The sequence below is a fragment of the Mesorhizobium sp. WSM4313 genome (assembly GCF_002294725.1).
GTDB lineage: Bacteria > Pseudomonadota > Alphaproteobacteria > Rhizobiales > Rhizobiaceae > Mesorhizobium.
Genome location: NZ_NSFT01000008.1, coordinates 151,416 through 175,604, shown reverse-complemented (window position 1 = coordinate 175,604; position 24,189 = coordinate 151,416). Strand labels below are relative to the sequence as shown.

The window sequence follows — 24,189 nt, the reverse complement described above, 5'->3', positions numbered from 1 at the left end:
GCGGCGCTCCGGCTCCGGCGGCCGCGCGATTAGAACGGCAAACGGATCTCGTCAGGCTCGGTCCTGTCAGGCCAGCCGATGTCCTTCTGAATCTCCGTCGGCAGCTCGTTAAGCTCGCGCGCCGTGCGGCGGCGCTTGCTGGCCTGCGCGAAGGCGGCGCGGATTCGGTTGAGACTTTTGAACATGAAAAACCTCCTAAATCAGCGGCGGAAAACCGGTGCCGCCTCTTCCCGGCGTCGCTTTTGCGATGCGTCTGTAACCGGTGGATTGCGCGCGAACGGTGAAATGCTTCACGAAGCCGGAACGGCTTGAAACATATGCATGCAAACTAATTTGCGGGATCGGCCACGCGGTCTGCATGAAAACCAGGAGCTTGCATGACCTGCATGTCAGACGCTTGGGCTGGTCGCCTTGATGGGTTGATTCACGTCTCCGAGAGGGAGGCGATAGCGCGAGTTGTAGCTCGGCAACAAATTAACGGCTTCTAATTCACCTGGTTTTCGGCCCCACTTTCCCGCCTCGCGCCACTTCCCTGCCCGCGCGATAGACGGTGCGATCCTTTGGCACCGCCACCACCGCTTCCGGGACATGCTCGGCCTTCAGCGCAACGAAATCCGCCTTGGCGCCGACAGCGATGCCGTAGCCTTCGAGCCCCAGCGCCTTGGCGCCGGCGTGGCTGACCACGTCGTAGGCGGCCTCCGGCTCCCAATCTTCGTAGAAGCCGGAGCGGTAGCCGATCATGTTGGCGCGGTTCAGCATGTCGCCATCACCATAGGGCCACCATGAATCGCGGATGTTGTCGGAACCGGCGAAGACGGTGACGCCAGCCTTGCGCAGCGCCGCCACCGGCGGGAATGGATGATCGCCGGGCGCGTTGGTCATGATGGCGACGCCGGCGCCGGCGATCCGCTCGCCAGCCTTGGCCAATGCATCGGCGGAGATGTCGCCCAGCCCGTAGGCGTGGCTGACGACAACCTTTCCCTGCATGCCCATTGTCGCGGTCCGGGCGGCGATCTCCTCGATCTCGAACAGGCCGAGTGTGCCGCGGTCATGCAGGTGGATGTCGATACCGGCGCCGCGTTTTTCGGCAAGGCCGAACACCACATCGAGATGGCCCTTCACGTCGCGATCGAAGCTTGCCGGGTCGAGCCCGCCGATCAGGTCACAGCCGAGCTTGAGCGCCTCGTCGAGCAACTCCGCGGTGCCTGGCGAGGACAGAATGCCGCTCTGCGGGAAGGCGACGAGCTGGATGTCGATGAGGTGGCGGTATTTCTCCCGCACCGCAAGGATCGCCTCCACATGCTTCAACCCGACCGCGGCGTCGACCATGACATGGCTGCGCATGGCGAGGCTGCCATTGCCAACGCAGAGCTCGAGCTGGTTTCTCGCCCGCTCCGCCATGGGTGCTGCCTGCTCGAGGTTGCGCGTCTGGAAGGCAACCCGCTCGCGCACGTCGAAGCCGTTGGTGCAGGGAATGTGCGGGCGCCAGACATCGTCGTAGAAGGAGGTGTCGAGATGGATGTGGCCCTCGACGAAAGCCGGCAGGACGAGCTGGCCGGCGAGGTCGATAGCGCCGGACGGCGGCATCGTCGCATTGGCTGCAAGCGCGATGGCGCTGAAGCGGCCACCGGCAACGGTGAGGTCACGGAGCGAGCCATCGGCAAGCCTGGCGTTGAGAAAATGAGTCTGATCCACGATGCAATCCGTTGACAAGGAAGGCGTCAGTCGTCGCCGGTCGAACGGACGAGGTCAATGCGGCAAGGGATAGAAAGTGTTTCGCCTTGCCTTCTCTCCTTATGGAAGAAGGCAAGTTCAACGGCTGCCATATACCGTTTTCGCGGAAGTTTCAGCGGGCGGCAAATGTGCCATGGTGAAGCCCGCGGTATGAGGCCGCCGTGGTCGACGCGGACGCCCAAGCACATCCCCAACAATGCGCCCCCAACGGCCGCGTCGACCATGACCGGAAACGCCAACGGCGACCGCGCCTTGGGTCGCCTTTTCGACCGGCCGCTTTTACTCAGCCTTGGGTGCCGGCGTATTCGGCGACCAGCGGCTCATATTCCTCGAAGGCAGGCAACGTCGCGTAGCTGTGCACGGCCGATGTCGCCGCCCAGGGCAATTTCTCAGACGTCCAGGTCTCGATGAAGGGCGCAAACCAAGTATGGTCGTCGAGCATGGTCGGGCGCAGATTGACGAACCAGTCGATCCCTTCCGGCCGCGTGAACATCCAGGTCATGCAGTAGCCGCAGAAATAATGTTTCGAGGCGCCATGCAGGCCGCCGACCACCGGCTCGCCCTTCATCACCTCGAAACCTTCCGAGGGGATCGCCGCGCTCAGCGAATAGGCGCTGGACGACATCGACTGGCAACCCGTGCAATGGCAGGCCATGGTGAGCAGCGGCTTTGCCGAGATTTTCAGGCGCACGCGGCCGCAGCGGCAGCCTCCTTCGGCGGGAAGAGAAAGACTTGGCAAGATGGGCTCCTGAGGTTGGGGGTCTCCCTTCTCCCCCTGTGGGAGAAGGTGGATCGGCGCGTAGCGACAAGACGGATGAGGGGTGTTCCAGCGGAGTGAGACGCTGGCATTCCCTGGAACACCCCTCATCCGGCCGCTTTGCGGCCACCTTCTCCCACAAGGGGAGAAGGGGAAGGCGCGCTCAGCCTTCGATCAACTCCGCCGTCGTCGCCATCCGCACGCCCTGCCCCGCGAAAGCCTTGTTGTGGCGGGCAATGATGTCGGGCGCGTTTTCCTCCAAAGAATCCAGCGTCGAATGCGCGTCCGAAACCACGGTGACGCCAAATCCCTCGGCAAAGGCACCCTTCACGGTGGCGGCGACGCAGAAATCAGTCTGGGCGCCGAGGAGCACGACGTCCTTCGCGCCGTGTCCCGCCACCCATTCAACGAGTTCGGGATTCGAGAATGCGTTGCCGACGGTCTTGCCGAAGGTCGGTTCGTCGGCGGCCTGACCGAGCAGCGGCCATACCGGCCAACCGGAAGCGCCCGGCGCCAGCGGATCGCCTTCCGGTCCGTCATGGCGGATGAACGCCACTTTGCGGCCGGAACGCCGTGCCCAGTCGATCAGCCGACGGGCACGCTCGGCGATCGTGTCGGCGTCATGGATCGGCGGATCGAACCGACCGTCGAACATGCCGGTCTGCAGGTCGATGACGATCAGCGGCGCGGCGGCGGAGGGGGCTGTGTCTGGCATGGCGCGAAGATAGCGTGGGTGGGGGGCGGGTCAAGGACGAGGCAGGAGCCAACAAGCAGCAACTGGCGCAAAACAATTTTGAGTTGCATTCAGGATTAATCACAACTAAGATGATCGAGAGATCGGGGGATGACAATGGATGAACAATACACCGTATTCCTGATCGGAGGAGGCACGGGAGGTGACGAGCAGGCGGTGTTCACGCCGCACGATGCGGGGACCCGATGCAGGCTCACCTGCAGCTATCGCAATAAAGTCATCGCTGCTGAAGAAGACGACTATTTCGAAGCCCTATGCCAAATCCGCAATCAGCTCGAAGTGGAAGGACTACTACCCTTTTGTTATGGCGCGAGCGCCAATGTTTTCCCTGAAGGCACCGTGACAGAGATGAGTCGAGGATTGGTGGTCTGCAAAGTGAAAACGGGCGAGCGTCCCAAGAAGAGCGACTTAGTCAATATATTTGACGATGGCTATGACGTGATGCCCGTGTTCGTCTCGATGCAGCAGAAGTTTTGGGATTCGTGGCTCGCCTCCCTGCCCCGATCACAAGACCCGGAGATAGCGAACTCGACGGACGGTGCAACCCACTCCCTCTGGCAGTCTCTAACACTTCGCTTTGCCAAGATGTTGAAATCGCTTTTTCCACTGTCAGGGGGAAGATAAGGCACCTGGCTTCTACGACATCAGCGGCATCGGCCCCTCAGCGCCTCCGCCAGCGCGTCGCGGAACACCGCGATCGGACGCGCCAGCCTGCCGGCCGGCGGGCGGTGGAGCAGCCAACAGCGCACCTGCGGCTTGAAGCCTGGGCAGTCGACCACCTCGACCGCGTCGCGCCATTGGCTGCCGGACAGCGCGCCCGGCGTGACGACGCCGATGCCGTGGCCGCGCGCCACCAGCGACATTCTCAGATCCGCGCCCTGCGCCTCCACGCCGACATGGAACGGCAGCCGCGCCGCCTCGAAGCGATGGCGGATGAACGCGCGGAAACCGCAGCCGGTTTCGTTGAGCACCCAGGGGTAGCGCGCGAGATCGTTGAGCTCGGCCGGCTTCGGCACGCCGAGGCCTGGCGAAGCCACCAGCAGCACCGCCTGCACGCCGAGATCGTCGCCGACGAGCTCCGGCGGCGGCGCGACGCCCTCGGCCAGACAGACGGCGACCGCGTCGATCTCGCTGTGCAGCACCTGCTCCACCAGGCGCGGCGACAGGCTGGAGGTGATATTCAGCGTCAATTGCGGGAAGGCCGCGCGAAGACTGTCGAGCGGCTCGGACAGCGCGCTGGTCGACAGATAAGGCATGATGCCGAGGCGGAACTCGCCCCTCACCTCGCCGGCCGGCGAGACGCCCGCCTTCAGATCCTCCAGCGAGCGCAGCAGCCGACGGCTATGCTCATAGGCCTCGCGACCCGATGCGGTGGGTTTGAGCGGCTTCGACTGGCGGTCGAGCAAAGGCGTCGCCAGCCGCTCCTCGAGATTCTGCACCCGGCGCGTCACGCCGGGCTGGGTGAGATTGAGCCTGGCAGAGGCGCCGACGATGGAGCCGGTTTCGACGACGGCGACGAAGGCTTCAAGGTCATGGATGTTCATGCGTATCTCGCATAATCATTATCAAATAATTTCAATTGTAGCATTATGATCAGCGCGAATAAAGTCCTCGCGAGATATGCAAACAGCGAGGCTACCCATGAACGGAACAGACAACGCCCGGATCGCGACGGCCGAGTTCGCCGATCCGTCGCCGCATGCCGGCGGCGGCACGATCACGCGATCCCAGACGCTGCTGTTCGCCGCTTCGGTCGGCATCATCGTCACCAATCTGTTCGCGCCGCAGACGCTGGTCGGGCTGATCGGACCGTCGCTGGGCGCGGCGGCATCGGAAAGCGGCCTGGTGTCGATGGCCACCCTGCTCGGCTATGCGGCCGGACTGTTCTTCCTGGTTCCGCTGTCTGACCTGGTCGAGAACCGTGTGCTGGCGCTGCGCATGCTGTGCGCGGCCGCGCTGGCGGCGGCGGTCGCTTCATTCGCGCCGTCGGCCGCCTCGCTGCTTGCCATGCTGTTCGTGCTTGGGGCGGCCTGTTCCTGCATTCAGGTGCTGGTGCCGGTCGCGGCCTCGATGGCGCCTCCGGGACAGGACGGGCGCGTTATCGGTGACGTGATGAGCGGGCTGATGATCGGCATCCTGCTCTCGCGTCCGATCGCCAGCCTCGTCGCCGACGCCTTCGGTTGGCGCGCCTTCTACGGCATCAGCGCCGCGGCACTTGGGCTGCTCGCCATCCTGCTCGGCCTCGCCTTGCCAAGGCGCAAGCCTCTGGCGCATGCGAGCTATGCGGGGCTCATCGCCTCTCTGGTCGGACTTCTGGGTCAGGAACCGGTGCTGCGGCGTCGTGCCTTCACCGCGAGCCTAGTGATGGCGGCTTTCAGCGTGTTCTGGACGGCGGTGGCGCTACGCCTGTCCGCCTCGCCTTTCGACCTTGGCCAGAAAGGCATTGCGCTGTTCGCATTTGTCGGCGCCGGCGGCGCGGCTGTGACGCCGATCTTCGGCCGCGCCGGCGACCGCGGCTTTACGCGCACCGCCACGATCCTCTGCCATCTCGTGCTGATTGCGGCGCTCGGCCTCGCCGCATGGGCCGGGGCGGCCAAAGCCGGGGCATGGCTGCCGCTCATCCTGATGGGTGTCAGCGCCGTGCTGCTCGATTTCGGCGTCACCGGCGACCAGACGCTGGGCCGCCGTGCGGTTAATCTCCTGCAGCCCAAGGCGCGGGGCCGCATCAACGGGCTGTTCGTCGGCATCTTCTTCATCGGCGGCGCGATCGGCTCGCTGCTTGCCGGCATCGCCTGGACCTGGGGCGGCTGGAACGCGGTGTGCGCGGTTGGAGCGCTGTTCGGGGTGGTGGCGCTGGTGGTGGATTGGACCGAGTAGCTCGATCTTCTCCTCTCCGCTTGTGAAGGAGGAAGCTATCCAATCCCACCCGTCAGCCTATACGCCCCGCTGACGCGCCCATCCTGCGACCTCACAATGGCCGTGACGATGGAGCCATAGGCGCCGCGCCAGACGCTGTGGAAGCCTTGATGGGTCGCGGCCGGTACGATCACGCGACCGGTGAATCGGTTAGCGCTGCCTTGCATGGAAACCGGCTCGCCGTTGACGTGGACTTTCACCACCGCCGCGTCGCCGGTCTCCAGCGCGATCGCGATCTCATCGGTGTCGCCGGCGCGGGTCGTCTCAGCCGTGAGCACCAGCGTGAGCAGGGGATCGCCAACACGACTCGACGCGCCCCTGCCCTCGAACACATCATCGGCCAGCGCCGGGGTGCGCGGCGGAACGGTGCGGCGCCTTGTGGAGCGCTCGTAATCACCGGCGATCATCAGCAATGCCACGTCGTCATAAGCCTTGCCAGCGAAGGTGAGGCCGACGGGCATGCCGATATCGGCCATGGTGCCCATCGGCACCGTCACCGTCGGGATGCCGAGATGCCGCCAGACCAGATTGCCGTTGGCGACCCAGGTGCCGTTTCGCCAGGCAAGCCGGGCGGAAGCCTCGTTGATGTCGGCATCGGCCGGACCGACATCGGCGACCGCCGGCAGCACCACGGCGTCGAGCCGGTTGGCATCGAGCCAGTCTTCGAAGTCGGCGCGGCGCGTTGCTTCCAGGCCTTTCAGGCCCGCCTCGATGGTGGGAATGTCCGCAAGCGACGCCACCCCGCGCTTCGCTCGCTCGACATACTGCGCCAGCTCGAAATCGGCCTCGCCGTAACGGTCGCGCAACGTGCCCGGCGGCTGCGGGAAGATCTTTGCGCCGTCGACCGAAGCGAGATCGGGGATGGCCGGATCGGCATTGGCGCGCAGGAAATCGTCCCAGGACCAGATGGACAGGTCCCAGATCTCGCGTTCGGCGAATTCCGGCGGCACAAGGCCGCGGTCGACCATCGACAGCGCGCCCGGACGGTCGCGTTCGTAGTTGGAGACGACAGGGAAATCGACCTCGACCACCTCGGCGCCGAGCGCTTCCAAATCGCGCGCCGCCTGCCGCCAGAGCTCCAGCACCGAGGCGCGCGTCTCGATCGGGCGGTGGGCGCCTTCGTCCTTGCCGATATACATTCTGGGCACACCGAGCCGCTTCCCCTTGAGTGCGCCGTGCAAAGGAAGCGCCGTGTAGCTCGCCGGCCTGAGCTCGGACGCCTTCGGGATATTCACCCAGGGCTGCACGCGACAGAAATCGCCGCGCGTCCCGGCATCGTCGGCGACGATGACGTCGAGCAGCTCCAGCATGTCGGGAATGCTGCGCGTATGCGGCACCACCACATCCATGGTCGGCACCAGCGGCCAGTTGCCGCGCACCGAGATCACGCCGCGCGAAGGCGTGTAGGCGACCAGCGCGTTGTTGGAGGCGGGCGCGCGCCCGGACGACCACGTTTCTTCGCCCAACCCGAAAGCCGCGAAGCTCGCGGCCGTCGCCGTGCCCGAGCCGTTGGACGAGCCGGAGGCGAAGGCGGCGGTGAGGAAATCCTTGTTATACGGACTTTCGGCGCGACCATAGACGCCGCGCTGCATGCCGCCATTGGCCATCGGCGGCATGTTGGTGAGGCCGATCAGCACCGCGCCCTCGGCGCGCAGCCTGGCGATGGTGAAGGCGTCCTCGTTCGCCGTGAGATGCTCGAAGGCCGGCGACCCGGCGGCCACCGTCAGCCCCCTGGCCTTGTAGCTGTCCTTGGCGGTGTAGGGGATGCCGTCGAGCGATCCGAGCGTCTTGCCCTCGCGCCGGCGCCGGTCGGACGCTTCGGCCTCCTCGAACATCTTCGGGTTGAGGATGGGCACGGCGTTGAGCGCGATGCCGTGGCGGTCGTAATGGGCGATGCGCCGCAGATACGCAGCGACAAGCTCGACGCTGGTGACTGTGCCATCTTCCAGCGCGCGGCGCAGATCGGCGATCGAGGCTTCGACGATGTGGAGCATGATGGCGAACGAATTCCCTTACAGAAGCTGCGTTCCGTCACACCCCCTCTGCCCTGCCGGGCATCTCCCCCGCAAGGGGGGAGATTGGATGTCGCGACGGCTTCGCCAATCGGCGACGCTGCAGAGAGGGTGCCGTCGCAGGAACTGCCAATCTTCCTCCTTGCGGGGAGATGCCCGGCAGGCCAGGGGGGCTGTCCAGCCGGCCTGTCAGGTAATCCAAGGGCGCTATTCATTTTTCCGGACGAATGCCCGCCTCTCGCCCTCGTGCTCTACGCTCAACCCACCAATCATTCTGCCAATCCTCATAGCCGAGAAGCGAGCCCTCCATCCGTTCGAGGGCTTCGTTCCAGCCGGTCTTGGCGGAGACTTTCGATGCCAGCAGATATGCGTCTATTCGCCATTCTTCGCCGGGGAGTACGAAGAAGGCGCGCCGCCATCTTTCGAACTTTGGGAAGCGGGCGCGCTCGGCCTCGGTGAAGGGCGTGTCGATTATGCGGCGCACCAACCGACCCGAACGGACGAACGGGTCGAAGCGGGCCAGCATTTCCGTCAACCACTCCACCGGATAGGCGTCTTGGAACACCGCCAGAGGCTTGCGACCTTCAAGCATCAGCGGCAGCTCGAAATTCGTGTGAACGAGATACGGTGTCTCGCGGATTGGATGCCAGGGCTCGATGCGATTGAGCCTCGGATCAAGCTCGCGAGGTGGGATGCATATCGCGCCCAGCCTTTGAATATCTCCCGGGTCCAATTCCCATGAGCCTGAGAGTTGTGTGTTGCCGCAACCCAGAACCGCGCCAAGCTTTTTCAGGTCCAAGACCCGGATTCGAGCCTCAGCGATAGCCGAACCGGTCGCAGGATCGATCTGCTGCAGGACAAAATAAGTGGATTCGGCAGTGTTGCTCATGCGGCGACGATGGCTGCTCGGAGAGTCCTTGTACAGGTCTCCTTCTGACAGGCGCCGTTCGTGGCGCCCCATCTGCTCTGCCGGGCATTTTTCCCCACTTGGGCGAGATTGGCTGTCGAGGCCGCTTTTCGCCCACCTCTAACGTCACACTCACTCCGGCGCCCCGGCAAACAGCACCGTGCCGTCCCCGCCCGCCGCCGGCCAGTCGCGGATGGTGCGGTCGATGCCGCCGGTCAATAGCGTGCCGTCGGCGGCGAAGGCGACCGAGTACATGGGACCAGTGCCGGGATCGAATTCGGCGATCTCGGCGCCGGTGTCCATGTTCCATATCCTGGCGGTGCCATCCAGCGAGACGGAGCCGAGGCGCTTGCCGTCGGCCGACAAGGCCAGCGCATAGACCGTGCCGGAATGCCCCTCGAAGCGGCGGACCTCCTTGAAGGTGTCGAGGTCCCAAAGCTTTATCGTGTAATCGCCGCTGCCGGTCACCGCGTGGTGGCCATCGGCCAGGAAGACCGCGCCATAGGCGCCTCGCTCGTGGCCAAGCCAGCTGCGCAACTGCTTGCCCGAAACGATGTCCCAGAGTTTCAGCTCACCGTCGATGCTGCCGGTGAGCGCCCTGGTGCCGTCGGGCGAGATGGCGACGGAACTCACCGACCAGTCGTGGCCCGGCAGCACATGCAAGACCGCTCCCTTCCCCAGGTCCCAAACGACGACGGAACCGGTGTCGTGACCGCTAACGGCGAGCTTGCCGTCCAGGCTTATCTTCAGTTGCCTGATGCCGCCGTTCGCCCCTGAGGAGAAGACGTGCAGCACCGTGCCGTCGGATAGCTGGCGCAGCACGATTTCGCCGTCGTCGCCGGCGGTGAGCACGGTCTTGCCATCGGGCATGAAAAGCGCGCTGCGCGCCATGTCCTTGTGCTCACCAAGGTCGCGGATCAGCCGCTTGCCCTCGATATCCCAGAGCTTGATCATGCGGTCGGTGCTGGCGCTCATGATCTGGTGGCCGTCGGCCGACACCGCCAGCCAGACGACGGCGTCGCGGTGGCCTTCCAGCGCGGTCGGCTGGGCCGGAGGCGCCGGTGGAGGCGGCGCCACCGTCTGCGGCGGCGTTGCGGGAGCGAGCGCCGTCTGCTGGGTTGGCTGGACCGGCTCTGCCGGCTGGGCAGGCCGCGGCGGCTTGGACTCGGCCGGTGGAGCGGCTGTCGGCGCCGGCTGAACGGGAGCCGCAACCGGCTCGGGCAACGGGGGCTTTGCAGCCTCTTGCTGTGCGGGTGCGGGCAAGGCTGGCTCGATGCTCGACTCGGGCGTGGTAGGTTTTGCGCTCGCCTCCGGCTCGGGCGGCCGAGGCGCCGAGTCTGCCGGCGCGGTGGCGACTTCCTTCGCCGGTTCGGCGCCCGGCGCCCGCCAACCGAACTGGTCGGCGACGATGACGATCAGGGCCAACAGCGGCAAAGCGAGCGCTGCGCGGCGCAGCCGCGGATGGCCGGCCGGCGCGATCCCGGCGTCGCGGCCGAACAAAGGAGCGGCCGGATCGTGCTCGGCGGCCGGCAGCAGCCCGGCGAGGAAAAGCAGCCCGGCAAGGACCGACAGCACGCCGGCCGCGCCGAAGACCTCCAGGCGCGCCGTCGCCGGCGGCCTGCCGCCCAGCGCCGCATAGAGCTTGGCGAAACAGGCAATGCCGACGATCAGCATCGCCAGCGCCAGCATCCTTTCGGTCGATCTCTTCATCGGTCTCCCCCCATCGCCACCCCGCCGCCTTGCAACCGGCAGCAGGCCGGCCCGGGCATCCTAGCCGAGCTTGCGGCCAAGGCTAAGTGCAAGACGTCACACAGCTTCGCCGGGCGATATCCTTCGCATCCGGTTCCGGCCGGCGCGGTCGCCCCACTATTGAGCGGCGGCTCTGTCAATAGAACGCTATCCCCAGGAGCAGAACAGCCCGCTGGAGCCGGTGATTGACAGAAATTGCCTATGTGAGATTATCCGCCGGGGATTTCCAGGAGAGCAATCTTATGAAGAAGACTTACGAGAAGCCGGTTTTGATCCGCAAGGGCAAGCTTTCAGCGGTTGTGGCGGGTTCGCTGCCTTCGCCGGTTTGATGAAATCATCGGTGCTTTTGCCGGCACTGATTAACGGGGGAAATTTGGGATGAAAAAGATTTACGAGAAGCCGATTCTCGTCCGCAAGGGCAAGCTTTCGACGGTGGTGGCAAGTCCGTCGCTCGCCATCACCAATGGCGCTACCTGACGATATAATTTCAGTGCAGTAGCAGGAATACGCAAAGGGGAAGCGCTTGCTCGGGCGTTTGCTTGACGGCAGACGTGCGTATGAGATCATGCGGCGGAATTTTCGGGAGAGCGTGGATGAGGAAGACCTATGTGAGGCCGACGCTGGTCAAGAAGGATAGGCTTTCGGCAATCACCGCTAACGGCGCAGCTTCCGTCGTATTCTGAGCCAAAGGCGCCTTGCACAGGCCTTCAGGCGGCGCGGGTTAGTCTTGCTTGAGAACTCGCAAGAATTGCCGTGCTTTGGCCGGCATATGTCAAAGCGCCACGATCAGATCGTCGAGCACGGCCTGCCAGTGGTGTCTGGTGGAGATGCGGACACGCGTCACCGCCTGCAGCATGGGCGCGTATTGAACCGGTGCTAGCGCCGACAGCGCGATCTCCTCGCTGGCGATCAGTTCCTCCCCCAACCAGCTTTCGACAAGCGCGGTCTCGCCTTCCGAGGCCAGCCAGGCCGCCGTCAGCATCACCGAGTGAAAGCCGAAGGGTGTGGCGCGACCGAACTCGGCCGGATGGCCGCTGCTGGTATAGGCGATGTAAGCACCCGAGACATTGCCGTTGACATAGCCCTCGCTGTTGGCGGTGTGGTCGCGCGCCATGGCGTTGAGATTGCGCCAGTCGAGCCCGGCATGGCCCGACGGCACCTTGCACAGGCCGCGCGGGGTTATGTCGTCGAAGCAGATGGCGTTGAGCGCAGCGTCGGGCGCGAGCGCGCCGCGCGCCAACAGGCCGAGATCGACCGGGTAAGCCGAAAGCTTGAGCCTTCGGTCGAGCCCCGAACCGGCAATAACGATTTCATCGGCATCGGCGCCGAGCGGGAAGCGGAAGGCCGCGTCGGCCGGCAGCGCCCGGTTCTCAAGCAACTGACCCTTGGCCATGACCGACAGCGTGACGCCCGTCGCGACCGGCGTCCTGCCGTTCAACGTCCGCCCCGGCGCGAGCCCGACCGGCTTCGGCAAGGCCTCGCCGGCGAGGCCGACCATGGATCCGGGGGCATCCGCGATACGCACCGCCTGGTCCTGATTGGCGCTGCTGGCGCGCCAGCCGGACGGCACCGAGACGGAAAAGCGGTAGCTGCCGGGCCGTTGGATCGCCGCGCTGCGGCGCTTCGACGACATCGGGAAATTGGCGAAACCGGCGGCGTTGCTGCGCGCCGAAGCCAGGAAAATGCCGCGCTCGTCATAGAGCCGCACCACGATGCCCGCCATCGGCCGGTCGGCTTGACCATAGGCGCCGTCGCCGTCGACATCCATGTAGACGAAGGACGAGAAGTTGAGCTTGCCGGATGTCGGCGCCCAGGGGGCGCGCGGCACGTAGTCGCCCGCCGGATCGGGATTGCCGCGCGCCCTGCGGCGCTTGCGGCGCCGGCGCAGCGCGATCGCAATGAGAGCGATGGCGCCGGCAAGGACGAGGGCTGAGATAAGCGCGACGAGGGCGGTGTCAGCCATGGCGGAGAGGCGATGGCTGGAGATCGCCGTTCAAGACCGCGTGCATGAAATTGTCCCCCCATCCAAGTTTGCAGCAGATTAGCGTTGGGCATCGATGCCGCAAGTCATTGCGATGGACGAGTCAGGATTGAGATGCTGGCGGGACAGCGCCAGCTTTCCCTTCTCACCTTGTGGGAGAAGGTCAGGTTGCCAACTCCACCCAGACCGGCGCGTGGTCGCTTGGATTGTCCCCTCCCCGCACTTCGCGGTCGATGCCCGCCCCTTTCAGTTTTCGAGCGAGCTTCTTCGACAACAGAATGTGGTCGAGCCTCAGGCCGGCGTCGCGCGGCCAGCGGTTCCGGCGATAGTCCCAGAAAGTGTAGAGCCTCTCCTCCTTGGGAAAAACCTTTCGCAACGCGTCTGTCCAGCCCTGCGCGATCAGCGCGGCGAAGGCGGCGCGGCTTTCGGGTTGCACCAGCGCGTTGTCGTCATAGGAGCGGGTCTCATAGATGTCGCGCGGCTCGGGCACGATGTTGAAGTCGCCGGCGAGCGCCACCGGTAGGCCGGTGTCGAGGAGCTCACCCGCATGCGCGGCGAAGCGCTCGTGCCAGGCGAGCTTGTAGTCGAATTTCGGCCCCGGTCGAGGATTGCCGTTCGGCGCATAGAGGCAGGCGATGACGACGCCGTCGACCGCCGCCTCGATGTAGCGGGCCTGGCGGTCGGCATCGGCGCCGGGCAGTGCATCGCGCGTCAGCACCGGCTCGGCACCGCGCGCGAGGATCGCGACGCCGTTCCAGGTCGGCTCGCCCTTCCACACGGCGCCATATCCGGCATTGGCGAACCGGGTCAGCGGAAACTGCGTGTCGCGCGCCTTCAACTCCTGCAGGCAGACGACGTCGGGCTTTGCGCGCGCCAGCCAGGCGAGCAGGCTTTCCAGCCGGCCGTTGATGTTGTTGATGTTGAAGGTGGCGAGTTTCATTTGCGGGTGCCGCCGCTTCGCGCTTCGTCATCCTCGGGCTTGACCCGAGGATCCATGCCGTGACCGTCGCCGCTGAACGCGGCGGGGCAGAATTCTAAACCGTTGCAACGCCTTAGCGTTACGGCATGGATCCTAGGGTCTGCGCGCGTCGCTTCGCTCCTTGCTTCGCCCTAGGATGACGACCGAGATGGACGTTCTGTCCACGCCCTCACCGTCTCCGCCACGGTCTTCAGATGGTCGCCCGTCGAAAACCCCGAGATCGCCTTGCGCGGTTTCAGATCGTGGTCGCCGTCCTCCAGCCAAACCACCTCTATAGCCGAGGAAAGGCCGTAGGTCGCAACTTCTTCTTTGGTGCCGAACTCGTCGCGCGTGCCCTGGAAGATCAGCGTCGGCGTCTTTAGGTTGATTAGATGTTTCGTCCGCAATTGCTCCGGCTTGCCCGGCGGATGGAACGGATAGCCGAGGCACACGAGCCCGGCGATCTCGCCCTTGGCGAACATCTCGTCGGCGACCATGGAGGCGACGCGGCCGCCCATCGACTTGCCACCTATGATCAGCTTTCCGGTCACGCCCTTGGCGCGCAGATCGGCGATCGCCTTCACATATTCCGGGTTCACCGTTTCGGCGCGCGGCGGCGGCTTGCGATGGCCGTAGCGGCGGGCGGCCATATAGTGGAACTCGAAGCGTGCGACCTGAAAGCCGGCGACGGCGAGCGCCTTGGCGGTGGCGGCCATCGAGGTTGAATCCATCGGCGCGCCGGCGCCGTGCGCGAGCAGGATGGTGACGGGGGCGGTGTCGAAGCCGTCGAAGAGGAAGTGGGTCATGGGAGCGCCAATCTCTCCTTCTCCCCTTGTGGGAGAAGGTGGCCGAGCGAAGCTCGGACGGATGAGGGGTGCTCCAGCTTGGCGGATACGCCCTTCAATACTCCTACTTGCGACAAGGTCACCAACGTCTCATTCCTTCCAGCACCCCTCATCCGTCTCGGCGCTGGCGCGCCGATCCACCTTCTCCCACAAGGGGAGAAGGAAAAGGCGCTCACCCCGCCGTCCGCGCCATGTGCAGATCCACGAACTGTATGCCCTTCTGCGCAGTCCGCGCCCAATCGGACACCGCATCCAGCTCCAGATATCGCACCCACAGCCGGCGAGCCTCGGCCAGATTGCCCGCATCGAATTCCAGGCGCGCGAGGTTGAACACCGGATCGGCATAGCTCTTGTCGAGCGCAACAGCCTTCTGAAGGTGCCTTCGCGCCGATGCCACCTTGCCCTCGTCGCTCATCAGGCCGGCGAGGTTGAACCAGGCCTCGACGAAACCGGGGTCGAGCTTTATCGCGCGGGCATAATCATGCGCGGCTTCGGTAACCCGGCCGGCGCCGCGCAGGCAATTGGCGCGGTTGAAGGCGGCAATCGCATCCTTGGGATCGATCGCCAGGCAACGCTGGTAGAGCGCGGCCGCATCGTCGTGGCGCCCCTCCTCTTCTGCCATCTCGGCCTCGGCGAACAATTCCTCCAGCGTGTCATCCTCGGGTGAACCGAGGTCGAACAAAAGCTGGCCGTCGAGCTCGCTCCTGCCTTCGTCGAGATAGATCGCATCCGGGCGGCCATGCTGCGAGCCGAGATTGAGCGACTTGGCGGTGAGCGAGGCGACCGGGCCGGAGCGATGCACCGAGCGCGCGATCGCGCCCCAGGTGGCGCCGCTGGCGATCAGCCCGGCATATTTCCTCGCCAGGATCAGGTCGCGGAATGAATAGGGCTCGCCATCATGCTCGAAGGCGTCGAACAGCGACAGCATGTCGAGGTCATCGCCGCCAAGCCGCGACTGGTCGACGAGCGATTGCCTGGAGAGCGACGAGGCATCGGGCGCCTTCATTAGTCCAAGCAGGCGCAGGAAGCCGTTCTCGCTGATGAGTTGGCGGCCTGCTTCGCGCTCCGCCTTCACGCGGCGCTCGATCTCGGCATCGCCGGATTTCGCCGCCTTGGCGAGAAGCGTGCGGCCGAACAGGACATGAGTGGTCCGGCGGGTGATGCCGCGCCGCAACTCCGCATGGCGGCGCTCGACCTCGCGCGCGGCGAGCCGCAATGGAAAGGCAGCCAGCGCGCCGACGACGCCGAAGACGGCGCCGGGAACGATCACTGGCCCTGCATTTCCCGTCACTTCTTGCTCTTGCCGACGGCCTTCAACAGGTTCGCCTTCAGCGGGTTCTCAGGCGCGCCCCCCGCGGCCGCTTTCTTGGACGGCTTCGCCGGCGCTTCCTCGGCCTTGCTCTTCGACTTGGCCGGGGGTTTCGCCTGCTGCGACAGGCTCGCCTTCAGCGCATCCATCAGGTTGATGACGTTGCCGCGCTCGGGCGCAGCCGCGATGATCGGCTTGTGGCCCTTCAGCTTCTCGCGGATCATCGCCATCAGCGCCACCTCGTAGCGATCCTCGTAGTTCTTCGGATCGAAGTGGGTTTCCTTCTGCTTTATCAACGCCTGGGCCAGCTCGAGCATTTCCGGATCCGGCTTGCCGGCCGGAATGTTGCCGAAATATTCAGCCGTGCCGCGCACTTCGTTGGGGTTTCTCAAGGTGCAGACGAACATGCCGTTCTCGCGCGGGCCGATCGTCACCACGCGCTCGCGGCTGGAGAGCACCAGGCGGGCGATCGCCAGCTTGCCGGACTTGCGCATCGCCTCGCGCAGCACCGCGAAGGTTTCCTCCGCCATGGCGCCGTCGGGCGCGAGATAATAGGGCGCGTCCTGGTAGATGACGTCGACCTCGTCCTCGTCGACGAAGGCCTCGATGTTCATCGTGTGGTTGGATTCGATCCGGACCGCATCGAGGTCGGCATCATCGATGATGATGTACTGCTTGTCCTCATATTCGTAGCCGCGCACCAGGTCCGAGCGCTCGACAAGGCCGAGCTCGGGATCGACCGGCTTCATATTGATGCGGTTGTGCGTCTTCTTATGCAACTGGTTGAACGAGATGCGCTCGCTCGCGCTGGTGGCCGGGTAAAGCCGGACCGGACAGCTGACGAGGCTGAGCTTGAGGTAACCTTTCCAACTTGCCCTGGGCGCCATGATGAACTCCTACGCGGCCATGCACTGACACTATGTTGGAGCATGGTCTTGTCCAAAACCGGTTCCGGCCATTTTAGGACCATGCTGTTTGCAGCGCTTCGTCCGTAGGACGATCAGCGCCGTGGAAATCCTACACCGACCCCTGATGATAGTGCCGAATTCCTAGCGAAACGTTCTGGGGACGGTTGGCGCGGAGAATAGTTCAAATTGTAGCAAGCGTCGATGGACACGGCGTCGCCCTTTTCCTCTCCCCCGCGATGTTGGGGCGAGGAACTAGCGCTCAAACACAGGCAAATCCCGCGCCGCCTCGTCGATCTCCGCCCAGGGATCGCCGGATGTCTCCAACAGCCCCGGCAGCGAGGCGTAATTCAGGTCCTCCGGCGCGTCGATCGTCTCCAGGTCGATCCAGCTCACCGGCGTCGAGGCCGGCAGATTGGTGCGGGCCCGCAGCGAATAGGGCGCGGCGGAGGTGTGACCGCGGGCGTTGCGGTGGAAGTCGATGAAGATGCGCTTCTTGCGGTTTTCCTTGCCCATCGTGGTGGTGAAGGTGTCGGGCGCGCTTGCCGCCAGCAAAGTGGAAATCGCGCTCGAAGCTTGGTGCAGCTTCTTCCAGTTCTGCTTTCGGGTCACCGGCACGGTGATGTGGATGCCCTTGCCGCCGGAGGTTTTGGCGAATGGGACCAGTCCCAGGCTCTCCAGCCCGGCCTTGATGTGGACCGCGGCTTCAACCACCTCGCGCCAGGAAATCCCCTCGCCCGGGTCGAGGTCGAAGACGATCTGGTCGGGCTTGTCGAGTTTTGACCGGTGCGTGCCCCAGGTGTGGAATTCCACCACGCCGAATTGCGCCAGCGCCAGATAGCCCTTGGCGTCCTCGACCGAGAGATAGGTTTTTGTCTCGCCTTCCGAATTGATCGACTCGAACACGGCAACTGAAGGCGGCATGCCGGTGAAGGCGTGGCGCTGGAAGAAGCAGTCCTGCGGCTTGCCGGTCGGGCAGCGCACCAGTGACACCGGTCGGCCGATGATATGCGGCAGCATGAAATCGCCGACCAGCGCGTAATACACCGCGATGTCGAGTTTTGTTGGCCCGGTCCTACCGAATAGCCGCCGCTCCGGATTGGTGACCCAGATGGTGGCGAGGTCGGATTCGGCGATCAGCCGTTTTCGCTTGACCGGCACCGGCGTGGTCAGCCCGCCGATATCGCGCAACCCGCGGAAGACGCCGTGCCGGATCGCATTATCGGCGGTGCGGTTCGAATAGCGGACGCGTGCCGACAGCAGCGGCTTCACCCAATGCATCTCGCGCATGATCTCGCGCGGCACGCCTTCGGGCGGGGTCGCGCCGGCGGTCAGCCGCTCCAGACGGGCGAGCAGGTCCGTCGCCATGTCTGCGTCGAAACCGGTGCCGACCTTGCCGCGATAGTGCAGTTCACCATTTTCGAACTCAGCCATGCCGAGCGCCGCCAGCCCTTCCGCTTGGTCGGAGACGGTATAGCCGGCGATGACGAAATCATCCGTCTTCTGCGCCTTGGCCTTGGTCCAGTTCTTGGTGCGGCCGCTCTGGTAGATGGCGTCGGCGCGCTTGGAGACGACACCTTCAAGCCCAAGGTCCGAAGCCTGATCGTACAGGCCTTGGCCGTCGCCCTCGACATGATCGCTGTACTGGATGGCGGAATTGGCGGGCTGACCGGCGAGCAGCTCGGCGAGCAGGGCTTTGCGCTTCTGCAGCGGCACCTTGCGCAGATCCCAGCCGTCGAGATGGAGCAGGTCGAAGGCGTAGAAATGCAACTTGGAGCCGGCGCCCTCGGCCAGCGCGTCCTGCAGCAGCGCGAAGCGCGAGATGCCCTTGTCGTCGAGCACCATGATCTCGCCGTCGATGATCGCTTGGGCGATCGGCAGCCGCGAAAAGGCCTGCGGCAGATCGCCATAGCGTTTCGTCCAGTCGATGCCGCCGCGGGTGATCAACCGCACCTCGCCGCCTACGACATGTGCCATGGTACGGTAGCCGTCGAACTTTATCTCATGCAACCAGAGCTCGCCCGTGTCCTCGGCAACGCTCGTGCCGCCCGGCGGCTTCGGCACCTGGCTGGCGAGTTGCGGCTCGATGCGGGCGGGTGGCTCAGCCCTAATTGCGCCGGGCAGCCCGCCCGGTTTGAGCGAGCCGGCTTTCGGCGGCAGGCGCTCGCGCTTCCTCGGCGGCGCCGCCAGTTCCTCGATGCGGCGGCCGGTCTTCACGCTTTCCGGGCGCGCCTCGAGGATGTCGAGCTTTGTATCGGAGGCGAGGTCGCGCTCTTTGAAGAGCAGCCAGTTCTTCTTGTTCTCATCCTCGCCCGGCCTCGGCTTCAGCCGGGTCAGCATCCAGCCGCCATTGAGTTTTTGCCCGGCCAGCCGGAACTTGAACGCGCCGGTCCTGAGGCTTTTCTCGACATCCTCCATCGGCGCCCAGGTACCGGTGTCCCAAACGATCATCGGCCCGCCGCCATATTCGCCCTCGGGGATGACGCCCTCGAAATCGATATATTCGATCGGGTGGTCCTCGGTCTCGACGGCGAGGCGCTTGTCGGCCGGATTGAGCGAGGGCCCGCGCGGCACCGCCCAGCTTTTGAGCACGCCGCCGACTTCCAAGCGCAGATCGTAATGGTCGGCGGTGGCGTGGTGCTTGTGAACGACAAAGCGGTTGCCGGCACCGGCGGACAGGGTGCCTGCCGGTTCGGGGGTGCGGGAGAATTCGCGCTTGGCGCGGTAGGGTTTGAGATTGGCCGGCATGAGTCAGACGCCGAGGCGCAGAGCGGACAGTGGCAACCGCCTCGTTCCTTCGCGCCCCCCTCTGTCCTGCCGGACATCTCCCCCTCTAGTGGGGAGATTAGCAGACCGCGCGTTCGCGCTCCCCTTACACCGTCGGCGATTGGCGAAAGCCGGCGTGACAGCCAATCTCCCCCCTAGAGGGGGAGATGTCCGGCAGGACAGAGGGGGGTGCTGTCCTGCCAGCATCTCGGATTTTCCTACATCGATGCGGAGCAAGGGAGCGGGATCAATCGTCGGCGGCCGGCGTCAGCTCCAGCTCCGCCGGCGTCAGCCCTTGCCTCAGTTGCGAAAGCCGGAACTCGTCGACCCAGTAGGCCTCGCCGTCGACCAGCACGCGGGCGCTGTAGGAGCCGCCGGAGAAGCGCTGCGCGGTGACATAGACCTTGTGGCGCTCAAGCGCGGTCTTCACCGCGGCGCGGCGGGACTTTTCTCTGGCAACGGGACTGGCCATGGCCTCACTCGAGCACGCTGCCGCTCCGATAGCGGCTGCCCATAAGGATGGCGGAGAGCGGGATGTGAGTCAATTTGCCGGGTGAAGGCGGCCCATTCACCGCCCCGCACGCAGCCGCCGCCAGCGCTGCATCGCCTCCTGCGCGACCTTGAACAGGCGCGGGTTGGCGCGCACGAAAGCCACGCCCCGGCCACGGTATTTGATGGCCTCGCTCGCCGCCATGCCCTTCGGCGTGATGCCGTAGCAAAGTTCGGACAGAACCGACTTCACTGCGCCCATATGTTCCTTGTAGCTCTGGTTGCCGACCGACAGGTCGAAATAGTCGAACCCCTGCCCGCGCCCCCATCTGATCAGCTCGCCCATGATGCAAAGTCCCGGCGAGACATTGGGAACCGCACCCTGGTCGATCGCGACCAGCAGCGCGTGCAGGGTGCCCAGATGGACCGCCAGATATTGGACCGCGACCATGACGTCGCCGGCGCGCAGGCCAAAGATCCGCACCGAACCGTCGGTCAGGCCGCGATGCGCGGCCTTGCGGTAGAAATCGACGACCGGCGGCTGCGCCAGCAGATCGAAGCGGCCGAGCTCGCGAAAACGGCTAAGCCGCATCTCGACCAGCTTGTCGAAGGTGGAATCCACCAGGGTTGGCGTGTCGGCCTCGACCAGGGCCAGGCCGCCATTGCGATCGAGCCGGCGCAGGTCCTTGTTGAGCGCCTTGACGAAGGACGGGCGACAGATGCGCTTGACGACGGTTTCGGCATCGCCATCCATGGCGATGCCGTAGTGGGAATGTATGGAATCGCGCGCCGGAGAAAGCAGCGCTAGGGGATTGGCGATGCCGCCGATCTGTTTCGGGATACCGACGATGTGGATGCGGTCGGCCGGCGGCAGCACGGCAAGCACCGCCGCCCATGCGGCCTCGGCGGACTGCCTGGTCCAGGGCGTCGCGTCGGCGAGCAACGGCGCGGAATAATCGCACACCCCGCAGCTCAGCCACTCGATCACCCAATGCTGGAATGCGCGGCGCCGCATCAACGGCACCAGCATCCTCGGCTCGCCCGTGGCGGCGTCCCTCACCTCGACGATGGCGAGATGGGCTTTTGGCGGCACAAGCCCTTCGACGATCCCTTCGGCCCAGGCAAAATGCTGGTGGCCGGTGCACACGCCCTCTGTCTCGAGACGCCGCCAGAGCGGTTTGACCGCTTCGAGGCTGGTGTGCAGCTGCGCCACATAAGCGCCGCCGGCGGCGTGCACTGCAGCCTCGTCACCGGCCAAGCCGGTCGTCATCGCGGCCATCGGCATTGCCTGGCTTGCCACATCATTCTCCTATCGTCTCTGCACTGCCAGCGTGGCCGCGCGGCGCCAGGCGCCGAACACGCTGGGGCGCTGCTCGTTCGGGTGCTTGGAATTCCACATACGGTGAGCAGCGAAATACCATGAGGCCACTAGCACGAAGATCTCGGAGACCGCGGCTCCGGCCAGCGACCATGTCGACGGGGCGACGGCCAACAGAATCCCGATCGCCGCCAACCCGATAATCGCGCCGGCCATGGTGATGAAGGCGACGATGCGGAAATCGCCAAGGATCTCGAGGACCACGCGCGGCATGATATAGGCCATGATCGGCACGAAGTTGGCGATGGCGAAAAGCCCGATCAACCCGACCGAGGCATGCTGCAGCGCCTGGGATTTAATCATCGGCAGGATGAACAGGATGCCGCAACCATAGGCCAGGCTGCCGAGCCCCATGACGAGCGCCCAGATCTTGGCCTGCGTCCACACGCGGTCGAACTCCTTGTTGCGCACCAGCTTTGCGAGTTCCGGCTGGGTCATGTTGGAGAAGGCAAGGCTGGAGATGCGCAGCGGCGCAAACAGCACCAGCACCGCCGCCAGCGGCGCATAGGCCGCGGGTCCGGCGATGCCGGCGACCAGCAGGGCCAGGCATTGTCCCTGGATGTTGGTGGTTGTGGCGCTGAACCCCGACCAGCGAAGCTGCGGCCAGAGCTTTGCATAGCGCCGCAAGGTCGGCGCACGAAAGGAGATACGCAGCCTGCGGCGCGCCAGTCTCACCAGCACGGCGATGCCGACCACATTGGCCACGGCAAGCGCATAGAAGGTGACCTGAAGCGCGTCCGCAAAGAACCAGATCGCCGCTCCTGCGAGCACTATGCCCGCGATCGTGAACGCGGCGTCGCTGATGGAGACGACGAGCTGCATGCGGCGCGCGAAGAAGGCGGTGCGCATATGGCTGCGCAGCGACCAGGCCCCGACGAAGCAGGCGGCGCCGATGCCGCTCGGGTCGCCCAGGAGGCGCATCAGCAGCCCGGTGCCCAATCCCATCAGCAGCGCCACCACAAGCGCCGCCGATCCGAAGGTCACGTCGTAGGCGTCGACGCCGGCGCTGTTGGCGCTTTTGCTCATCCATATGGTGGCGGGAACGGCGGTGAGCGAGCGGATATAGGACAAGCCGACGCCGCCCATCACCATGGCCAGCGCGAAGAGCCCATAACCTTCGGCCGACAAAAGATGCAGCAGCGCGATGTTCAGGGCGAAATGGAAACCGCTCTGCATCGCCTCGCCGCCGATCATCAACATGAGGCGCCGCACCAGATGGGCCGGGAAGGTGAACTTCACGGGCTCGTCTCCGCCTCGCGGGCGACACGCGCCCGCCCCTGCCGCGGCGGCGTCGCCTTCAGCTTGTCGGCCACGATCGCCAGGATCGCGGCGGCGGCGATCGGCTCGCTGAAGAGCGCCTCGTAGCGCGCGCGACCGGCAGCGGCGAAGCCGCGCCACAGATCCGGCCGCAGGATGATCTCGCTGAGCTTGCCGGCGAGGGCGGCCGCGTCGCCCGGCGGCACATGCCAGCCGGTCTCGCCGTCGGCCACCACTTCCACCAGTCCGCCGATCGCCGAGACCAGCGGCGGCCGTCCCCAGCCCATCGCCTCGATGGCCACGCGGCCGAGCGATTCCGGGCGGCGCGACGGCACCGCGACGATGTCGGCCCAGCGATAATGGTTAGTTGGGTCGGAGACGAAAGGCAGCACCTCGACATGCCCTGTCAGGCCCATGCGCCCAACCAACTCGGCCAACGCCTGCTCGCGCTCGACGCTTTCGAAGGCGCCACCGACGAGGCGGACCTCGACACGGTCGCGCAACTCGGCGGGGAGCGAGGCGACGGCTTCGAGCAGCACCTCCTGCCCCTTTATGCGGTTGACGCGGCCAAGCAGCAGGACCTTGAGCGGCCGGTTGCCGTCATAAGTCATCGGCAGTGCCGCGACGGGACCGGCAACGCCGTTATAGACGACATGCGTGCGCCGCCCCTTGGCATCGAGGGCCGGCGGATCGCCGAAGGTGGCGCGCGTTGCGCGCGAGTTGAAGATCAGATCCGCCTTGCTCCAGCGCATCAGCGCGACAAGCACCTTGCGCAGGATGCCCTCGGGAATCTCATGGATGTGCAGCAGCGCCTTGCGCGGCAGGAGACGCGCGGCCAGCGCATAGTCGGCGATGATCGAGGTGTTGATGTAGGTCAGGTCGCTGCCCCGCATGCGCCGCCAGGCGCGCCAGAGCGCCGTCGGCAACCGCGCCATCTCGACGGTGGCGAGCTTGAGCATCGCCTGGCGCCTGAGCACCCAGAGCGGCTCGAACACGATGCGGCTGGCATGCGGCTTGAGGATATCGACAATCGGTCCCTCGCGCGGCAGCACGACCTCGATCTCGGCGGCCGGAAACGCGGCGCGCAGCGCAGCCACGCTCTCCGCGAAGCTGCGGTCCGAACCATAGAGCTCGTAGCCCTGATGAACGCAGGCTATGCGCATTGCTATCTTTCCACCTTGCACCCCGAGTCCGCTCAGCACCGGACCTTTCAAGCGCGGAAGGAACTTCATGCCAAATCCGCACGCCGCTCTACCCGGCGATGGCCACTGCAGGCCGGGAGCAAGGATCGTGCCGGGTCTCGAATGTCCGGCCGCGACGCAGGAACCCCAGCCGTGCCCCATATCGATACAGATACGTCGCGAAAGTTGACCGATGATGAAGCAAGCCATGTAGCTTGAAGAGAAATTTTACACCTTCATGTGAATATTCGCCCTTGGGGGTACCCTGGCACGGAAGTTGCTGGGCGTGTC

General features: G+C 65.2%; 23 protein-coding genes. 5 read left to right on the top strand and 18 right to left on the bottom strand.

Features of this window, described 5'->3' with window-relative positions:
- Positions 1-29: 29 nt before the first annotated feature.
- The 4 genes from CK219_RS19550 to CK219_RS19535 all read right to left on the bottom strand — a co-directional run bounded on the left by CK219_RS19550 (position 30) and on the right by CK219_RS19535 (position 3,206).
- Positions 30-185, bottom strand: a complete 156-nt coding sequence (locus CK219_RS19550; RefSeq protein ID WP_095768360.1) for a DUF1127 domain-containing protein — start codon at positions 183-185, stop codon at positions 30-32.
- A gap of 304 nt (positions 186-489) precedes the next feature.
- Positions 490-1,695 carry an amidohydrolase family protein gene (locus tag CK219_RS19545; protein ID WP_176477079.1) on the bottom strand — a complete coding sequence of 402 codons (1,206 nt, stop codon included), beginning with the start codon at positions 1,693-1,695 and terminating at the stop codon, positions 490-492.
- 322 nt (positions 1,696-2,017) lie between these two features.
- Positions 2,018-2,473: a GFA family protein gene (locus CK219_RS19540; RefSeq protein ID WP_095768358.1), complete on the bottom strand. Its 456-nt coding sequence runs from the start codon at positions 2,471-2,473 to the stop codon at positions 2,018-2,020.
- A 181-nt stretch (positions 2,474-2,654) separates the two neighbouring features.
- Entirely contained in the window at positions 2,655-3,206 is a 552-nt protein-coding gene (locus CK219_RS19535; RefSeq protein ID WP_095768357.1) for a cysteine hydrolase family protein, read from the bottom strand.
- A 135-nt stretch (positions 3,207-3,341) separates the two neighbouring features.
- Here CK219_RS19535 and CK219_RS19530 point away from each other — a divergent pair, with 135 nt between their 5' ends.
- Positions 3,342-3,869: a hypothetical protein gene (locus tag CK219_RS19530; protein WP_224544605.1), complete on the top strand. Its 528-nt coding sequence runs from the start codon at positions 3,342-3,344 to the stop codon at positions 3,867-3,869.
- Between the two features lie 20 nt (positions 3,870-3,889).
- Here the strand turns inward: CK219_RS19530 and CK219_RS19525 are convergent, their stop codons facing one another.
- Positions 3,890-4,789, bottom strand: coding sequence for a LysR family transcriptional regulator (locus CK219_RS19525; protein WP_176477078.1), 900 nt, complete (start codon positions 4,787-4,789; stop codon positions 3,890-3,892).
- 97 nt (positions 4,790-4,886) lie between these two features.
- On the opposite strand from CK219_RS19525, the gene CK219_RS19520 reads away from it, so the two are divergent.
- On the top strand, positions 4,887-6,122 hold the full coding sequence (locus CK219_RS19520) for an MFS transporter (protein ID WP_095768356.1): 1,236 nt from the start codon (positions 4,887-4,889) through the stop codon (positions 6,120-6,122).
- Positions 6,123-6,157: 35 nt separating this feature from the next.
- Here the strand turns inward: CK219_RS19520 and CK219_RS19515 are convergent, their stop codons facing one another.
- The 3 genes from CK219_RS19515 to CK219_RS19505 form a co-directional block, all read right to left on the bottom strand.
- A complete protein-coding gene (locus tag CK219_RS19515) occupies positions 6,158-8,155 on the bottom strand; it encodes an amidase (RefSeq protein ID WP_095768355.1) in 1,998 nt (665 codons plus the stop codon).
- A 229-nt stretch (positions 8,156-8,384) separates the two neighbouring features.
- Entirely contained in the window at positions 8,385-9,062 is a 678-nt protein-coding gene (locus CK219_RS19510) for a hypothetical protein (RefSeq protein ID WP_095768494.1), read from the bottom strand.
- A 150-nt stretch (positions 9,063-9,212) separates the two neighbouring features.
- Positions 9,213-10,790, bottom strand: a complete 1,578-nt coding sequence (locus CK219_RS19505) for a transcriptional regulator (RefSeq protein ID WP_095768354.1) — start codon at positions 10,788-10,790, stop codon at positions 9,213-9,215.
- Positions 10,791-11,014: 224 nt separating this feature from the next.
- Here CK219_RS19505 and CK219_RS32215 point away from each other — a divergent pair, with 224 nt between their 5' ends.
- The 3 genes from CK219_RS32215 (at position 11,015) to CK219_RS19495 (ending at position 11,512) form a co-directional block, all read left to right on the top strand.
- Positions 11,015-11,158 (top strand): hypothetical protein, encoded by a 144-nt coding sequence (locus CK219_RS32215; RefSeq protein ID WP_224710046.1) that lies wholly within the window; start codon positions 11,015-11,017, stop codon positions 11,156-11,158.
- A gap of 49 nt (positions 11,159-11,207) precedes the next feature.
- Positions 11,208-11,306, top strand: a complete 99-nt coding sequence (locus CK219_RS31295) for a putative RiPP precursor (RefSeq protein WP_140840615.1) — start codon at positions 11,208-11,210, stop codon at positions 11,304-11,306.
- Positions 11,307-11,422: 116 nt separating this feature from the next.
- Positions 11,423-11,512, top strand: a complete 90-nt coding sequence (locus tag CK219_RS19495; RefSeq protein WP_095768352.1) for a hypothetical protein — start codon at positions 11,423-11,425, stop codon at positions 11,510-11,512.
- Positions 11,513-11,601: 89 nt separating this feature from the next.
- Here CK219_RS19495 and CK219_RS19490 read toward each other — a convergent pair whose 3' ends face one another.
- From CK219_RS19490 to CK219_RS19440, 10 genes are all read right to left on the bottom strand, one after another.
- Positions 11,602-12,792 carry a hypothetical protein gene (locus CK219_RS19490; RefSeq protein WP_095768351.1) on the bottom strand — a complete coding sequence of 397 codons (1,191 nt, stop codon included), beginning with the start codon at positions 12,790-12,792 and terminating at the stop codon, positions 11,602-11,604.
- 181 nt (positions 12,793-12,973) lie between these two features.
- Positions 12,974-13,750 (bottom strand): exodeoxyribonuclease III, encoded by a 777-nt coding sequence (locus tag CK219_RS19485; protein WP_095768350.1) that lies wholly within the window; start codon positions 13,748-13,750, stop codon positions 12,974-12,976.
- Positions 13,751-13,920: 170 nt separating this feature from the next.
- On the bottom strand, positions 13,921-14,574 hold the full coding sequence (locus tag CK219_RS19480; protein ID WP_095768349.1) for an alpha/beta family hydrolase: 654 nt from the start codon (positions 14,572-14,574) through the stop codon (positions 13,921-13,923).
- Positions 14,575-14,785: 211 nt separating this feature from the next.
- Positions 14,786-15,904, bottom strand: coding sequence for a tetratricopeptide repeat protein (locus tag CK219_RS19475; RefSeq protein ID WP_176477077.1), 1,119 nt, complete (start codon positions 15,902-15,904; stop codon positions 14,786-14,788).
- The gene (locus CK219_RS19470) at positions 15,901-16,809 is read right to left on the bottom strand and encodes a Ku protein (protein WP_095768347.1); all 909 of its coding nucleotides are present in this window, start codon (positions 16,807-16,809) and stop codon (positions 15,901-15,903) included. The genes CK219_RS19475 and CK219_RS19470 overlap by 4 nt, the downstream gene beginning before the upstream one ends.
- Before the next feature lie 273 nt (positions 16,810-17,082).
- A complete protein-coding gene (gene ligD, locus CK219_RS19465; protein WP_095768346.1) occupies positions 17,083-19,575 on the bottom strand; it encodes a DNA ligase D in 2,493 nt (830 codons plus the stop codon).
- A gap of 265 nt (positions 19,576-19,840) precedes the next feature.
- Positions 19,841-20,065 carry a hypothetical protein gene (locus CK219_RS19455; RefSeq protein ID WP_027165877.1) on the bottom strand — a complete coding sequence of 75 codons (225 nt, stop codon included), beginning with the start codon at positions 20,063-20,065 and terminating at the stop codon, positions 19,841-19,843.
- Positions 20,066-20,161: 96 nt separating this feature from the next.
- Positions 20,162-21,382: a GNAT family N-acetyltransferase gene (locus CK219_RS19450; protein ID WP_245340537.1), complete on the bottom strand. Its 1,221-nt coding sequence runs from the start codon at positions 21,380-21,382 to the stop codon at positions 20,162-20,164.
- Positions 21,383-21,391: 9 nt separating this feature from the next.
- Complete coding sequence (locus CK219_RS19445; RefSeq protein WP_095768344.1) at positions 21,392-22,699, bottom strand: hypothetical protein; 1,308 nt, start codon at positions 22,697-22,699, stop codon at positions 21,392-21,394.
- Positions 22,696-23,880, bottom strand: coding sequence for a glycosyltransferase family 4 protein (locus CK219_RS19440; RefSeq protein ID WP_095768493.1), 1,185 nt, complete (start codon positions 23,878-23,880; stop codon positions 22,696-22,698). Before CK219_RS19440 ends, CK219_RS19445 begins: the two co-directional genes overlap by 4 nt.
- Positions 23,881-24,189 lie beyond the last annotated feature (309 nt).